Annotated in this window: 13 protein-coding genes; all 13 read right to left on the reverse strand. The window is 38.2% G+C overall.

Annotated elements, in window-relative coordinates; all coding sequences use genetic code 11:
• Positions 1-223: 223 nt before the first annotated feature.
• Entirely contained in the window at positions 224-2,572 is a 2,349-nt protein-coding gene (locus V7659_RS04540) for an FtsK/SpoIIIE family DNA translocase (RefSeq protein WP_335538398.1), read from the reverse strand.
• Positions 2,573-2,722: 150 nt separating this feature from the next.
• The gene (locus V7659_RS04545; RefSeq protein WP_335538400.1) at positions 2,723-2,941 is read right to left on the reverse strand and encodes a YlzJ-like family protein; all 219 of its coding nucleotides are present in this window, start codon (positions 2,939-2,941) and stop codon (positions 2,723-2,725) included.
• Positions 2,938-3,693, reverse strand: a complete 756-nt coding sequence (locus V7659_RS04550) for a ClpP family protease (RefSeq protein ID WP_335538402.1) — start codon at positions 3,691-3,693, stop codon at positions 2,938-2,940. The genes V7659_RS04545 and V7659_RS04550 overlap by 4 nt, the downstream gene beginning before the upstream one ends.
• A gap of 97 nt (positions 3,694-3,790) precedes the next feature.
• A complete protein-coding gene (locus tag V7659_RS04555) occupies positions 3,791-5,458 on the reverse strand; it encodes a ribonuclease J (RefSeq protein ID WP_335538404.1) in 1,668 nt (555 codons plus the stop codon).
• A gap of 224 nt (positions 5,459-5,682) precedes the next feature.
• Positions 5,683-6,558: a 4-hydroxy-tetrahydrodipicolinate synthase gene (gene dapA / locus V7659_RS04560; RefSeq protein ID WP_335538406.1), complete on the reverse strand. Its 876-nt coding sequence runs from the start codon at positions 6,556-6,558 to the stop codon at positions 5,683-5,685.
• Between the two features lie 81 nt (positions 6,559-6,639).
• Positions 6,640-7,881, reverse strand: a complete 1,242-nt coding sequence (dapG, locus tag V7659_RS04565) for an aspartate kinase (RefSeq protein WP_335538407.1) — start codon at positions 7,879-7,881, stop codon at positions 6,640-6,642.
• A 33-nt stretch (positions 7,882-7,914) separates the two neighbouring features.
• Positions 7,915-8,964 (reverse strand): aspartate-semialdehyde dehydrogenase, encoded by a 1,050-nt coding sequence (asd, locus tag V7659_RS04570; RefSeq protein ID WP_335538408.1) that lies wholly within the window; start codon positions 8,962-8,964, stop codon positions 7,915-7,917.
• 202 nt (positions 8,965-9,166) lie between these two features.
• Positions 9,167-9,766 carry a dipicolinate synthase subunit B gene (gene dpaB, locus V7659_RS04575; RefSeq protein WP_335538410.1) on the reverse strand — a complete coding sequence of 200 codons (600 nt, stop codon included), beginning with the start codon at positions 9,764-9,766 and terminating at the stop codon, positions 9,167-9,169.
• Positions 9,763-10,665, reverse strand: a complete 903-nt coding sequence (gene dpaA, locus V7659_RS04580; protein ID WP_335538412.1) for a dipicolinic acid synthetase subunit A — start codon at positions 10,663-10,665, stop codon at positions 9,763-9,765. Before dpaA ends, dpaB begins: the two co-directional genes overlap by 4 nt.
• Before the next feature lie 170 nt (positions 10,666-10,835).
• The gene (locus V7659_RS04585) at positions 10,836-11,078 is read right to left on the reverse strand and encodes a YlmC/YmxH family sporulation protein (RefSeq protein ID WP_088086400.1); all 243 of its coding nucleotides are present in this window, start codon (positions 11,076-11,078) and stop codon (positions 10,836-10,838) included.
• A gap of 221 nt (positions 11,079-11,299) precedes the next feature.
• Complete coding sequence (locus tag V7659_RS04590) at positions 11,300-12,538, reverse strand: M16 family metallopeptidase (protein WP_335538414.1); 1,239 nt, start codon at positions 12,536-12,538, stop codon at positions 11,300-11,302.
• Between the two features lie 96 nt (positions 12,539-12,634).
• Positions 12,635-13,582 (reverse strand): polysaccharide deacetylase family protein, encoded by a 948-nt coding sequence (locus tag V7659_RS04595; protein ID WP_335538416.1) that lies wholly within the window; start codon positions 13,580-13,582, stop codon positions 12,635-12,637.
• A 159-nt stretch (positions 13,583-13,741) separates the two neighbouring features.
• Positions 13,742-15,859: a polyribonucleotide nucleotidyltransferase gene (gene pnp, locus V7659_RS04600; RefSeq protein ID WP_335538418.1), complete on the reverse strand. Its 2,118-nt coding sequence runs from the start codon at positions 15,857-15,859 to the stop codon at positions 13,742-13,744.
• Positions 15,860-15,998: the final 139 nt, after the last annotated feature.

The raw sequence follows: 15,998 nt of genomic DNA on the forward strand, positions 1-15,998 counted from the left end.
CTTTTTTTTGAATAAATAAATAGCTATTTATAAATTTTGTCGATAATGGGTGAAGGTTCTGTCACAAATGTATCAAGGTAATTTTTCCTATATAATAATTCTGAAATAAAGAGAAATTTTACCCATAAAAATAACCTTTATTATGATAATATCCCCATCATAATAAAGGCATTATTTTATCTCAGCCTACCTTTTACCGCTTCTATTAGTTTCAACAAATAAATTATGAACTTTGTTCTTCCTTATCTATTGGTTTCGACTGCAGGACCGCTCTTGGCTTACTGCCTTCATAAGGTCCAACAATCCCACGTGCTTCCATTTCGTCTATTAACCTTGCTGCTCTTGTATAGCCAATACGAAAACGTCTTTGTAGCATAGAAACTGATGCTGTTTGCATTTCAATAATTAAGTCAACTGCCTCTTCATAAATATCATCATCGACCGCGCCCGTTACTTCTGGGATATCATCTGGTATCATTTCATCCTGGTACTGCGCCTTTTGCTGTCCAATTACAAATTCTACTGTGTCCTCAACTTCTTGGTCAGAAAGGAAAGCACCTTGAACTCGAACTGGCTTAGATTCTCCAACTGGAAGGAATAACATATCGCCTCTTCCTAACAGTTTTTCTGCACCACCCATATCCAAAATGGTCCGGGAATCGGTAGCACTTGATACAGCAAAAGCAATTCTGGATGGAATATTTGCTTTGATAACTCCAGTAATGACATCAACCGATGGCCGCTGCGTAGCAATAATTAAGTGAATTCCTGCCGCACGGGCCATTTGTGCAAGTCGGGTTATCGAATCTTCTACATCTGAGGAGGCAACCATCATTAAGTCAGCTAACTCATCAACAATAACAACAATAAATGGCAGCAAGGGCTGTTTATCATTTTCTTCTAAGTTATGCCTTCTGACATGTTCATTATAGCCCTCAATATTACGCGTTCCCGTATGTGAGAACAAATCGTAACGCCTTTCCATTTCGCTTACTACTTTTTGTAATGCTTGTGAGGCTTTTTTGGGATTCGTTACTACCGGTGCTAATAGGTGTGGAATGCCATTATAAACATTCAATTCAACCATTTTCGGGTCAATCATCATTAATTTTACTTCATGAGGCTTTGCTCGCATCAAGATACTAGTGATAATTCCGTTGATGCAAACAGATTTACCGCTCCCAGTTGCACCAGCAACTAACAAATGGGGCATTTTATTTAATTCCGCTAAAACAGCCTCACCAGTAATGTCTCTGCCTAATCCAATTAATAGTTTTGAGTCAGGTTTGTCATTTTGGGTTGCTTCTAATACCTCACGAAGTGAAACCATTGCCACCTCTGAATTAGGTACTTCTATTCCAATCGCTGATTTACCAGGGATAGGAGCTTCAATTCGAATTCCTTTAGCAGCTAGTGCTAATGCTAAGTCATCACTTAGACTGACAATTTTACTAACTTTTACACCTACATCGGGATGAACTTCATATTTTGTAACAGCTGGTCCTAAATGTACTTGGGTTACTCTCGCTTTTACTCCAAAGCTCTGAAATGTTCTTTCAAGCTTTGCAGCATTCGCATGGATTTGTTCATATTCACCGCTTTGGTCTGCTTTCTTAGGCAGACTTAACAATCGAAGTGGGGGTAACTCATAGTCAATATTCTCCACTTCTGTAAAAGTGATTGGCGGAATTGGATCTTCATTTTCTTCCGGTTTGCTTTTTGTTTGCTTCGATTCTACTGGTTGATTTGTATCTATTACATCTTCTACATAGGCCCTATCAGCAAAGCTTGAAATAATAGGCTCGGGTGAACTGATTTCTTCCTGAGGAGATTGTGGTTCTGTAGTTGATCTTGTCTGGCGATTTTGTTCGCGATTTTCCTGTTCTTGTCTTCTTTGTGTATTTCTTTCAGTTTTTTTCTCTTGTTTTTTTTGTTTCCATTCAGTCATATCGGTTTTAAACGCATCCCACTGACTTTTTGAAAAATCAACAAGAACCATCATGATTTTCGCAACAAAATCTCCAAATGATTTTCCAGTTAGTAAAATAACTCCAATTAAGATAAAAATAAAAGCAATAATTTTCGTTCCAGTCTCAGCAAATAAATAATGGAATAAGGCAAATAATACTGCCCCAAGCATACCCCCGCCTAAATCGGTTGTGCTCGTTTCCCCTCTAAGTTCCATCATAAACAGTTCCCATGTATTGCTGATGACACTGGGGTCTTTAAATTTCCCATCATTGGTTAGTAAATGAAAAAGGGTTACATGACTTAGAAGCAGAATCGCTGAAGTAATAAAGTACACTCCAACTAATTTAATATGGAAGAAAAAAGGAATATTACGTTTCCACATCAAATAAATGCTTAATACAACTAGTCCAATTAAACTGAGCATATACCATTCACCCATCCAAAAACGGAAGAAGATCACGGTTGCCTTCCCCACTGCACCAAGTTTTGCTATCGATATGATTGCAATTGCTAAAATGGCCAATGCAGATAATTCAAATTGAACGGTCTTTTTCAAATGGTTATCTCTCTTTTTAGGTTGTCTTCTCTTTTTCTTTGCCATCTAATCACCCTGTGTTTATTATGGTAAATCATTCCTTTAATATATAACATCCCAGTATAAGAGGGTAAAAAGGAAGAAAGCAGCCTTGCTGGCTGCTCTTGTGTGTTCTCTTGATTATACCATAATCTACTAATACATAGCGGACAATCCTTATAGGTTTGCGAAAGAAATTTTTGCTCCCGGACATATTTGGTTATCTAAGTAATGCTGAGGATCTGTACTTAGATTCCGAATGACTTGAACATTTTGACCATCTATCAACTCTACTAAGAGGGGTATGCCCTGATAGCTGACCATTTGTTGTTTGCTGGGTGATTCCGTTTCATAAGGAAAAATTAATTCGGGCGGCATCATAGTGTATAGTATCATTGGATCAGCCCTTCATCCTTTTCTTTATGAAGTTCAATCATTTCATTTAACTTTTTCATTGCCTGACCAAGGCCTCCTACTTCATCAATTAAACCGGTCTTAACAGCATCAACACCAATTACATTTGTTCCAATGTCCCTGGTTAAATTTCCTTTTGCAAACATTAGATCTTTAAATGTTTCTTCGCTAATTTTTGAATGCTTTGTTACAAAGTTAATAACCCTGTCTTGCATTTTATCCATATATTCGAAGGTTTGCGGCACACCAATCACAAGACCTGTTAACCTTATTGGGTGGATTGTCATGGTTGCCGTTTCAGCAATAAAGGAGTAGTCACAGGAAACAGCAATCGGGACTCCAATAGAGTGCCCCCCACCTAATACAATGGAAACAGTTGGCTTTGAAAGAGTCGCAAGCATCTCGGATATTGCCAGGCCAGCCTCAACATCACCGCCGACCGTATTTAATATGATGAGAAGACCCTCTATTTTAGGGTTTTGTTCTATTGCAACAAGTTGGGGAATGATATGCTCATATTTTGTTGTTTTGTTTTGTGGTGGCAGTGCCAAATGCCCTTCAATTTGACCGATAATTGTCAGACAATGAATTTTAGAATCTGTTGAAAGCTGTGGGACATTTGTTTGTCCTAACTGCTGAATTTTTTCTATTAATGCAGAAGACGGTTTATCTTCTTTTTGGGGTTCCCCGCCTTCTTGACTTGCAGTTTTGTCCTTTTGTAAATCGTTATTCATCCTTAATACTCCCTTCAAGCATGATATAGGTTAGTATTATCTTATAAGGTAATTTCATGCCAAAAATAAAAAGCACTGGCATTCCAGTGCTTTCTTTCTAGATTTCCATAATGATTGGAAGAATCATTGGTCTTCTTTTTGTTTTTTCATAAAGGTTACGGTTTAATTCTTCTCTAATTTCTTGCTTTAAACTTGACCACTCAAATGAATCCTTCGCAATATTTCTCTCTACAATGTCACGAACTAGTTTTGTTGACTCCTCCATCAATTTTTCTGATTCGCGAACATAAACAAATCCTCTAGAAATAATTTCAGGACCAGCTGCTATACTCTTGTCTTGTTTTTTTAATGTCACTACAACAATTAGGATTCCATCCTGTGATAAGAGCCTTCGATCACGAAGGACAATATTCCCGACATCACCAACACCAATGCCATCAATTAGAATATTCCCAGAAGGAACCTTGCCTGCAACGGCGAGCCTGCCTTCCTTCCATTCAAGTATATCGCCACGGTCAGGGATAATAATTTGCTCATCAGTTAGTCCACATTCCAAAGCTAATTTCCGATGGGCCTTCAGCATCCGGTATTCACCATGTACAGGAACCAAATATTTTGGTTTCATTAAGTTAATCATAAATTTTAATTCTTCTTGACTGCCATGACTAGATACATGGATGGTCCTTTTACCCGATATAACATTAGCACCAGCTCTAAAGAGCATATCGATAGTTTTAAATAAAAATACTTCACTTCCTCTTAATGGGGAAGCGGCGATTAATACGGTATCTCCTTTTTGGATGTTAACCACTTTATCCATTTGCTTTGCCATTTTTTGCAGAGCCTCGATTGGTTCACCCTGACTTCCAGTCATTAATACGACAATTTCCCGATCTTGATATTCTTTTAACTGACTAACTGGAATAATTAAATCCTCATCTACTTCTAAATACCCCAAATCAAGGGCAATATGATAAATTCTCTCCAAGCTTTTTCCAACCACGGTGACTTTACGTCCGTTTTCCTTGGCTGAGTTAAAAATATGCTGAATTCTATTTATATCTGAGGCAAAGCATGCTGCAATAATCCTTCCAGGTGCATTATAAAAGGCATTGGACATTTCGCGCTCAACAATTGCTTCTGATGCGGTATAGCCAGGCTTTTCAGCTTCTGTACTATCAGACAATAAGCATAGTACCCCTTGTTCCCCTATTGCAGCCATCTTTCCGATTTCAGGTTTATAAAGCTTTGTTGCCGCTTGATCAAATTTAAAATCACCTGTATAGACAATGATCCCTTCAGAGGTATGGATGCAAATCCCCACAGAATCAGGAATACTGTGATTGGTTTTAAAGAAGCTTACATCTACTACATCTAAATTAACAATCGTATCAGACTGCACTTCAATAAAATTGGTCTTACTAAAATAATCCTGCTCTCTAAGTTTTGCATTGGCAAGAGCCAGAGTGAGCTTAGTTCCATAAACAGGTACTTCAATATGACGGAGAACATATGATAATGCCCCAATATGGTCTTCATGACCATGCGTTAAAAATATTGCCTTTACCCGTTCCTTATTTTCTTTTAAATATGTAATATCCGGAATCACAATATCTATGCCTAGCATTTCTTCCTCGGGGAACATTAAGCCGGCATCAATAATAAATATGTCCTTGTCCACTTCAACCAGATACATATTTTTACCGATTTCTCCTACACCACCAAGTGTGATTACCTTAATGGAGTTATTAATTTTGTTTATCAATTTATAAATCCTCCTATGTTGTAGCTAAATTTAATTTATTGAACTCCGAAAAATGTCTAGCTGTAGCTCCGCTCTATAGGGTGCATCCGCTTTTCTTATTTCCGATCCAAATCAGTTATGATTATTATACTTGATTTTTGAAAACCTTTCCAACAAAAAAGCAATAATGACTATTACTGAATAAAAAAAGCCAACCGACTATTCTTTCGGTTGGCTTTGTCTATTCATTTTAATTGTTTTAATAGAGTAATTAATGTTGTACGTTCTTGTTCTGTGAGCCCAACGAGTGGGAGCCTTACTGACCCGACATCTAATCCTGATACCTGTAACGCTGTTTTTACAGGAGCAGGACTCGGAGCAGCAAATAACCCTTGCATAACTGGCAGAAGCTGTTGATGCATTTTTGCAGCTTTTTCATTTTCACCGTTAAAAAACGCTTTAACCATTTCCTGCAGCTGATTTCCAATTACGTGTGATGCAACCGAAATTACACCTACCCCGCCAATAGAAAGAACAGGGATTGTCATACTATCATCCCCACTATATAAAACAAAATCATCATCTGTATTAGCAACGATATGTGTCATTGCATTTAGATCACCGCTTGCTTCCTTAACCGCAACAATATTCGCTATCTTTGAAAGTCGAATAATCGTCTCAGGATGGATATTAACTGCTGAACGGCCTGGTATGTTGTAAACCATTACAGGCAAGGAAGTTGCTTCTGCAACAGCCTTGAAATGCTGATACAGGCCTTCTTGACTTGGTTTATTATAATAGGGGGCAACAATCATTATCGCATCCACACCCAGCTGCTCAGCTTTTTTTGTCAATTCAATGGATGCATAAGTATTATTACTTCCTGTTCCAGCTATTACTGGAATGCGCTTATTTACAACTTTAACAACATGATCAAATAATGCCAGTTTTTCTTCTTTTGTCAAGGTTGGTGATTCACCAGTGGTTCCTGCAATCACAAGGGAATCTGTTCCATTTTCAATTAGATAATTCACTAATTGCGTGGTTTTAGCAAAGTCTATATGACCTTTTTTATCAAAGGGAGTTACCATTGCCGTCGATACTCGCCCGAAATGAACCATATTTCTACTCCTCTCAATACCATCAAGCATAATTAAATCCACATTCATCTAAGGGATTTACTATTCATTTGAAGATAAATTTTATAAATCAGTAAAATTAAATTCTACTGATTCATCTTCTAACTGAAAGGCGTCGTGAAGGGCATTAACCGATTTAACTAAATCATCCTGCTTTACTAGGACCCAAATCGTAGTATGACTATCTGCAGATTGCAAAATACGAATCCCATAATCCGATAAGGCCGTCACGATTTTGGAAGTAACGCCAGGGACACCGGCAATTCCTGCACCAACTACAGAAACTTTCGCACAATGACGCTCAACGACGGGGTCATGGCCTAATTCATTTAGCACTGTAATTGCACGATCCGTCATTTCTTCAGTAACTGTATAGATTACTCCATTAGGAGAAATATTGATAAAATCTACACTAATTCCTTCATTGGCCATCGCTTTAAATACTTCAGCCTGCAAGTAATATTGATCCTTTTTTGCAAAGACTTTAATTTGGGTCACATTTGAAACGTGAGCGATTCCGGTAACAACTCGTTCCTTGATATCACTGCCACGATTATTTTTATTTAAAGTGACCAATGTGCCTAAATTATCTGAATAGGTTGATCGGATTCTGATTGGCACCTTTGCCTGCATTGCGATTTCAACTGCCCTAGGGTGAATGACCTTTGCACCTTGATAAGCCATATTACATACTTCTGTGTAAGTTACAACAGATAGCGGTCGTGCATTTTCAGCAATACGGGGGTCAGCTGTCATAATTCCTTCCACATCTGTAAATATATCAATATATTCAGCATTTAGAGCAGCACCTAAGGCAGCTGCAGATGTATCACTTCCACCCCGGCCAATGGTTGTAATATCACCATTATTTGCCGCACCTTGAAAGCCTGCTACCACGACAACATCATTACTCTCTAACTCACTAAGCAACCGATCACATTGCATATCAATAATTTTTGCGTTTGTATGGTCATTATTTGTACGGAAGCCTGCTTGTGCCCCAGTTAATGATACAGCATTTATTCCGCTCTCCAGTAACATATTCACAAACACAACACTCGAAATAACTTCACCACATGACAATAATAAATCATGTTCGCGTTTTGAAATTTTACTTAAATTTCCACCGACTAAAGAAAGTAATGAATCTGTTGCATAAGGATCACCTTTTCTTCCCATCGCGGAAACAACAACTACCACTTTATAGCCATCTGCTAAGGCTCTTTCGATATGGCCTTGCGCATATTTTCTGCTTTCTTCATCTTTAACAGATGTACCGCCAAATTTTTGAACAATAATTTTCATGGGGACACCAAAACCTGCCTTTGTGATGTAACTTTATTTTACAATACCTAATTTCACTAAACTTTCTGCGATTTGGACAGAGTTCCAAGCTGCTCCTTTAAGTAAGTTATCAGAGACAACCCACATATGGAAACCACGAGATTCATCGATGTCCTTTCTAATACGTCCGACAAAAACATCATTTTTCCCAACGCAATTTGCAGGCATTGGATATAGTTGATTTTCTGGATCATCTTGTAAAATAACACCTGGAGCATCCTTTAATAATGCTTTAATGTCATTTGCACTAACATCATCCGCTTCAATTTCAAAATAAACTGATTCAGAATGACCAACTGCTACAGGAAGTCGAACGCAAGTTGCAGAAACCTGTAACTCAGGTAAGTGCATGATTTTTTTGGTTTCATTAATCATCTTCATCTCTTCAAATGTATATCCGTTATCTTGAAATTTATCAATTTGTGGAATCGCGTTAAAAGCAATTTGATAGTGATTTTTATCTGATTTCACTGGTAAAATCTTTGGTTCATATGCTTCTCCGTTTAAGATGGACTGAGTTTGTTGCATTAATTCCTCCACAGCTGCAGCACCTGAACCAGAGACAGCTTGATAAGTGGAGACGATCACCTTTTTCAAACCAAATTGTTGACGAATTGGCTCAAGGGCAACAACCATTTGAATGGTGGAACAATTGGGGTTAGCAATAATTCCATTATGTTGATGAAGGTCCTCTTCGTTCACTTCAGGGACAACTAAAGGTGTATTCTCATCCATTCTGAAAGCACTAGTGTTGTCCACCACGATCGCGCCACGCTTAACTGCTTCTGGACCAAGCTCCTTAGAAACACTGCCTCCAGCACTAAAAAGGGCTATCTCAACGCCTTCAAAACTCTCAGGCGTAGCTTCTTCAATCGTATATTCCTGCCCATTAACTTCTACTTTTTTCCCTGCTGAACGCGCTGAAGATAATAGGGTGAGTTTTCTGATTGGGAAGTTCTCTTTCATTAATGTTTGTATCATTTGTTGTCCTACTGCTCCTGTTGCTCCAACAACAGCAACGTGAAATCCATTTTGTTGTGTCATTACTAGTTCCCCTTCCATACTCATCGTTGTACATTACTGGTTATCATACTTTAAAAGGAAATTGCCAAATATAACATCCAGCTTTGTTTTAATAATTTTTTATTATCTCATCAGTGGGTTGAATCTTCCCACTGATGATAGAATAATTTATTTTAACATATTCCTTTAAAGAAATAACCTATTTTGATGAATGATGGAATTATTAGTCAGAATCTTTATATCTTTCAACTAATACAGGTTGAATTTGTTTACCTTCGATTGCTGCATCTACCGTTTCTGTAAGCAGGGTCATCCTCGCAACCATCGAATTGGGCTTTTTAATTGGGTCATCTTGACCATACGGAATAAAGTATATATTCTTGGTAGCCATTAATCTCATTAAATTTACTCCATTTAAACCAAGTGCATCATTTGTAGAAATCCCCAACACCACGGGCTTTAAATTACGCAGTGTTGCTTTTGCTGCCATTAACACTGGACTATCATTCATCGCATTAGCGAATTTACTCATTGATACCCCTGTTAATGGAGCAATTACCATACAATCCAAAGGTATTTTTGGTCCAAGCGGCTCTGCTTTTACGATGGAGTCGATCACTTTATTTCCTGTTAAATCTTCAATTCTTTGGATCCAATCTTCCCCTTTTCCAAAGCGGGTATCTGTATTTTTAACTGTAAAAGTCACGACTGGCATTACCTCTGCACCGGCTTGCACTAACTTTTCAATTTCTGGGAATACTGCGTCATACGTACAATGAGAGCCGGTTAAGCCAAAGCCAATTCTTTTACCTTTTAAACTCATTTCACTTTCCCCTTTCGCATTCGCAAATCTTCTTGAAGCAGTTGGGCAAGGACATTCGCCAAAATTTGCCCCGCCGTTTTCGGAGCGACAATTCCCGGCAGTCCTGGTGCTAGCAATGCTTTAACACCTCTTTTTTCTGCATAACGAAAATCGGTACCACCCGGTTTTGAAGCAAGGTCAATAATGAGCGTATGTGAAGGCATTTTTGAAATAACCATTGCTGTTACTATTAAATGTGGAGCTGTGTTAATTAATATATCGGTATTTTTCACTTCATTTTCCAAATCCTTCAAATGAAACGGTGTTAAGCCCATTTCAGTGATCCTTGCCAAATGTTCACTTTTCCTTGCTCCTACTTTAACCTTTGCTCCAAGTGCTGCAAAAGTTCTCGCCACACTCATACCACATCTTCCTAACCCTAGAACAGTAATATTCGACCCATGTATTGTAAAATCAGTGTGTTGGATCGCCATCATAATTGTCCCTTCTACAGTAGGGATTGAATTATAGATGGCCACATCATCCCTTTCAAATAACTGAATAAGAGTTCGTTTTGCTTGCTTGGTAATCCCATTTAAATAGGCATTGCTAATTCCTGAATAAATCGTACAATGTTCAGGAGTCTTGGAGAGCAAATCTCCTGTCAAAATAACCTTTTCATTTGAAAAGATTGTTTCTACCTGTCCTTCTAAATTTGTACCGGGCACTGGCAAGATAAGGGTATCCATTGTTGAAAAATCAACTTCATCCAACTTTTCCTTGACCGCACCTGTAAAGGCATGGTCAAGTTGTTCAAAACCAATAAGCGATAATCTCGCATCTAATTCGGTTAACTTGCGGATGATTTCCAGCTGTCTGGCATCCCCGCCAATCACGGCAATCTGCATCCCTGTCAGCATGAAAACATTCACCTTCTTTTTTTTAAAAATCCTACTAAGAGAATCCTTTTCTTTATATCACTTCACCATCTTATGTAGGTTCTCTTCATTCGGTGAGTTTTCCATATGTACTAAATAAAAAAAGCCCAAGCAAGATGAATCTTGCTTGAGCCTACTTTGCTTTGTATGTTTTAATCTTCGTCTGGTACATCGATAATGATCATATCAGAGCCTATTTTTTTTATATGCTGCCACGGAACCCTAATTTCTTCCCCTTGTTTTCGAAAACCAAACCATTTTATAGAAGGAATAAGAAGTGCCTGAATTTGGCCTGTCCCTTCATTAATTTCTAAATCGGTTTGCCCGAGTACCCCCAGTCGTTCTGCCTTTTTAACATCCACTATTTCTTTTCCGCTTAATTCACTCAACCTCAATGCAAAAGCCCCCTTCCTTCTCCCTACTATTAGTTTATAAGAGGAAGTCCTTATTTATGTTATATACTTGCCTGTTGATTTCCGCTCCAGGCACGGGCGTGCCGGGGAGCCTCCTCGTCGCTNNAGGAGTCTTCGTGCCTGGAACGAAGGTCAACATGATGCTAAACTTTAACCCACTTATATAAAAAGAGGTATCCCTCTAAAAGGAATACCTCATCTTATTATGAAAGTTTATTAGGAAATACACCGTCTGGGCTTATCAGAGTAACAGAATATTTATCTGTAAATATATTTCGGGCCATTTCATCTACGCCGTTTTTTGTAACTGAATCAATCTGTTCAATTATTTCATCAAGGGAACGGTGTCGTTTTAATAAAAGTTCATTTTTTCCATTACGGCTCATCCGGCTATTTGTGCTTTCAAGACTTAGCATTAAACTGCCTTTAAGCTGCTCTTTACTATTAGTTAATTCCTTTTCGGTAATCCCATCTCGCTTTAATGTATTAAGTGTTTCTTGGATGGTTTCAAATAATACATTCAGCTGTTTCGCACCGGTTCCGCCGTATACTGTCACAATCCCACTATCTTGGTATGCAGAATGGTAAGAGAATACTGAGTATGCTAAGCCCCTTTGCTCACGAACCTCTTGGAACAATCTCGAACTCATACTTCCGCCTAATATATTATTTAAAGTAATTAAGCTGTAAATGTCTTCATGACCCACCTTTAATCCTTCAAAACCGATGCATAAATGGGCCTGCTCAGTTTCTTTTTTACGAGAAATTTGATTAGAATGAAAGGTTGGAATATTTTCATTTACTTGTTGGTCCGCACCTCTATAAGATCCAAAATACTTTTCGACCTCTTTAATAAATGCATCGGATACATTTCCAGCAATCGAAATGACCACATTTTCTGGAGTATATCGCTCATGGATATATTCCTTCAGTGTTTCCCCAGTAAACGTATTAAGTGTTTCCTCCGTACCTAGGATCGGATATCCAAGTGGGTGATCACCAAATACTGCTCTGCTTAATAAATCATGAACGATATCATCTGGAGTATCTTCATACATTTTTATTTCTTCTAAAACTACGTTTCTCTCTTTGTTTAATTCCTCCTCAACAAATGTTGAGTTGAAAAACATATCCGCAAGTACATCTAATGCAAATTGGGAATGTGTATCAAGGACTTTAGCATAATAGCATGTATATTCCTTGGAGGTAAACGCATTCACCTGACCGCCAATGCTATCAAAGGATTCGGCTATTTCCTTTGCTGATCTTGTTGTAGTGCCTTTAAAGAACATATGCTCAAGAAAATGGGAAATACCATTGTTCACGGGGTTCTCATCTCTCGAACCAGTACCTATCCAAACACCAATTGCTACCGAACGTACGGTAGGAATATTTTCTAAAACGATTCTTACTCCATTTTGGCATGTGTATTTATTAATCATCGACTTCCTCCAGTCTATAAACGCAGCTACTTCTCCATCTATCATTATACTTATAATAGTGTATTTTCTCCAATTTTCAGTATTTCTTACCCATTATTATTGGTCCACTCTTTGTTCACTCAATAATTCTGAAACAGTGCCAATTTTTAGGTTTTTTTGTTTAATTTGAGTAATCAAGCGATCAAGTGATTTTGCTGTGGACTCTGTTGGATGCATAAGAACCATTGAACCATTATCAATTTTTGACATGACTCGGGAAACAAGCGCATCAGGAGTTGGTTTTCTCCAGTCAACCGTATCAACCGTCCACATAACGGTCTTCATATTAAATTCTGCAGCCACTTTTACGGTTTCATCCCGATAGCTGCCACTAGGAGGGGCAAACCAAACACATTTCTTACCAGTAGCTGCCTCAATAATTTCGTTGGTTTTCACTATTTGTTCCCTGGCTCTTGCAGCAGTTAGTTGCTTCATATCAGGGTGAGAATAAGAATGATTGCCGACTTCATGACCTGAACTAACAATCAATTTAGCAAGATCCGGATTTTTTTTAGTCCAGTTTCCTTCCAGAAAAAAACTCGCCGATACATTATGTCTTTTTAACGTAGCAAGCATTTCTGATAAATATTCATTCCCCCAAGCTACATTAATAATAAAAGATACCATTGGTTTATCTGGATTTCCCTTATAAATTGGGGATGGCGGCAAATCTTTGAGGTGGACCTTCGGTTTTATTTGGGTGAAGATAAGTTTCTTTTCATCAAAAACGCCTTTGCCTTTCATATTCTTATAAGATGCATTAATGTCAACCTTCCGTCCATTATAGCCCGGAATTGCTTTCCAAACCCTATCTATGGTCGCATCTTTAGGCGATTTTTCATATGTATGGGCATTTTTAATAATACTTTGATAAAGAGGGTCTGACTCTTTTGATGCTGGCAAAGATGATTCCTTTTTTAAAGTTAAATATTCTCTTACAAATGGGTTACTTACTGCGATCCATCCAGCAATACAAATAATTATTATGATAGAAACCTTTTTCATCTAACTTTCCCCCTTTCCATAAAGATTATGTAGGAAAAGGACAAGGTAGAACTCTAGGTTTACCAATACAATAGTTCGAAAGTTAGAAGAAAAAAGGTATATGTTTTACATATGTAAAAAGCCAGGGTAATGACCCTGACTTAACTATATTAAATCTTATTATTTGTTTTCTTCGGCTTTTTCACGCTGTTCTTTCAAGACAGCTTTACGGGAAAGGTTTACACGACCTTGTTTATCAATTTCAGTTACTTTAACTAAAAGTTCGTCCCCGATTTTGACGACGTCTTCCACTTTACCGACACGTTCTTCGGCTAGTTCAGATATATGAACGAGACCATCTTTTCCAGCAAAGATTTCTACAAAGGCTCCGAATTTTTCAATTCGTTTTACCTTTCCAAGATACAATTCACCTACTTGAACTTCACGAACAATATCTTCGATGATCTTCTTGGCTTTTTGGTTCATTTCTTGATTTGTAGAGGCAATAAATACTGTACCGTCTTGTTCAATATCAATCTTAACACCAGTTTCTTCAATAATCTTATTGATTTGTTTTCCACTAGGTCCAATAACATCACGAATTTTATCTGGATTGATTGTCATCGTTAAGATTTTCGGTGCAAACTGAGAAAGTTCTTCTCTTGGTTCAGAAATCGTAGCCAGCATCGAATCCAAGATATGCATTCTGCCAACCTTTGCCTGTTGAAGGGCTTCTTCTAATATCTCACGGGAAAGACCTTCAATCTTGATATCCATTTGAAGGGCAGTAACACCTTTAGCTGTACCGGCCACTTTAAAATCCATATCTCCAAGATGATCTTCCATACCTTGAATATCAGATAACACAGTATAGTGCTCACCAGATTTTACAAGACCCATTGCAATTCCGGCTACAGGTGCTTTAATCGGTACACCAGCATCCATCATCGCTAAAGTGCTAGCACATATACTTGCCTGTGAAGTCGAACCATTAGATTCAAGGACTTCAGATACAAGACGAATCGTGTATGGGAAATCCTTTTCAGATGGAACAATCGGTTCAAGTGCACGTTCACCAAGCGCACCATGTCCAATTTCACGACGACCCGGCCCACGAATTGGACCTGTTTCACCCACACTGAAGGAAGGGAAGTTATAATGGTGCATAAAGCGTTTCTCTTCTTCTATTCCTAGACCATCAAGAATTTGTACATCTCCCATTGCTCCAAGAGTACAAATGCTCAGCGCTTGAGTTTGTCCGCGTGTGAATAGACCAGAACCGTGTGTACGAGGTAAAATACTTATCTGTGAAGAAAGCGGACGGATTTCATCGATTTTACGGCCATCAGGACGTACCTTCTCAACCGTAATTAAACGGCGAACTTCACCTTTAACAATCTTGTCCAATATTTGCTTCACTTGTTTTAGATCTTCATCTGTTGCTTCTTGTTCTTCATATTTAGCAATAACTCGGTTTTTCACTTCTTTAATGGCATCTTCACGGGCGTGCTTCTCTTGAACCTGGATGGCATTTACCATATCAGCTTCACACATTTCCCTCACTTCCGCCTCGAGGTCCTTATCAATTTCATAAAGAGTTATTTCTCTTTTTGGCTTTCCGATTTCAGCAACGATTTTTTCTTGGAATTCAATGAGGCGCTTAATCTCATCATGACCAAACATAATCGCTTCAAGCATCGTTTCCTCAGGAACTTCTAAGGCACCTGCTTCTACCATGTTGATGGCATCTTTCGTACCTGCCACAGTTAAATGAATATCACTTTTTTCAGCTTGTTCAACGGTTGGGTTAATGACAAATTCATTGTTAACCCGACCAACAACTACACCAGCAATCGGCCCTTCAAATGGGATATCTGAAGTACTTAGTGCTAACGAAGAACCAAACATTGCAGCCATTTCTGTTGAACAGTCCTGATCCACACTCATGACAATACTAATAACTTGAACATCATTGCGGAACCCATCAGCAAATAGTGGACGAATAGGTCTGTCAATCAATCGGCTGGCTAAGATTGCTTTTTCACTTGGACGACCCTCACGTTTAATGAATCCCCCAGGAATTTTACCAACTGCATACAAACGTTCTTCATAGTTAACAGTTAATGGAAAAAAGTCTAAGTTTTTAGGTTCTTTTGATGCTGTTGCCGTACTCAATACTGCTGTATCCCCATAGCGAACTAGGACAGCACCGTTTGCCTGTTTGGCTAATTGTCCAATTTCGACAGTTAATTTACGACCTGCCCAAACAATGGAATACTCATGTTTCAATTGTTCCATATTTTTACCCCTCTCTATCTAAATCACTTAGGAGGATGAAGCGAAAATTTACACTTTCGCTGTACTCATCATTCTAAACTAATATAAAAAGCCTTAAAAAGCTTGTATAATCAATGCAAATCACCTTATTAGTATGCAC

It is taken from the genome of Neobacillus drentensis (genome assembly GCF_036966985.1).
GTDB lineage: Bacteria > Bacillota > Bacilli > Bacillales > Cytobacillaceae > Neobacillus > Neobacillus drentensis_E.

Bases quoted from the DNA above. Each gene is read 5' to 3' on its own strand.
- V7659_RS04540 (WP_335538398.1), bottom strand. From the start codon at position 2,572: ATGGCAAAGAAAAAGAGAAGACAACCTAAAAAGAGAGATAACCATTTG.
- V7659_RS04545 (WP_335538400.1), bottom strand. From the start codon at position 2,941: ATGATACTATACACTATGATGCCGCCCGAATTAATTTTTCCTTATGAA.
- V7659_RS04550 (WP_335538402.1), bottom strand. From the start codon at position 3,693: ATGAATAACGATTTACAAAAGGACAAAACTGCAAGTCAAGAAGGCGGG.
- dapA (WP_335538406.1), bottom strand. From the start codon at position 6,558: ATGGTTCATTTCGGGCGAGTATCGACGGCAATGGTAACTCCCTTTGAT.
- dapG (WP_335538407.1), bottom strand. From the start codon at position 7,881: ATGAAAATTATTGTTCAAAAATTTGGCGGTACATCTGTTAAAGATGAA.
- asd (WP_335538408.1), bottom strand. From the start codon at position 8,964: ATGACACAACAAAATGGATTTCACGTTGCTGTTGTTGGAGCAACAGGA.
- dpaB (WP_335538410.1), bottom strand. From the start codon at position 9,766: ATGAGTTTAAAAGGTAAAAGAATTGGCTTTGGCTTAACCGGCTCTCAT.
- dpaA (WP_335538412.1), bottom strand. From the start codon at position 10,665: ATGCTGACAGGGATGCAGATTGCCGTGATTGGCGGGGATGCCAGACAG.
- V7659_RS04590 (WP_335538414.1), bottom strand. From the start codon at position 12,538: ATGATTAATAAATACACATGCCAAAATGGAGTAAGAATCGTTTTAGAA.
- V7659_RS04595 (WP_335538416.1), bottom strand. From the start codon at position 13,582: ATGAAAAAGGTTTCTATCATAATAATTATTTGTATTGCTGGATGGATC.
- pnp (WP_335538418.1), bottom strand. From the start codon at position 15,859: ATGGAACAATTGAAACATGAGTATTCCATTGTTTGGGCAGGTCGTAAA.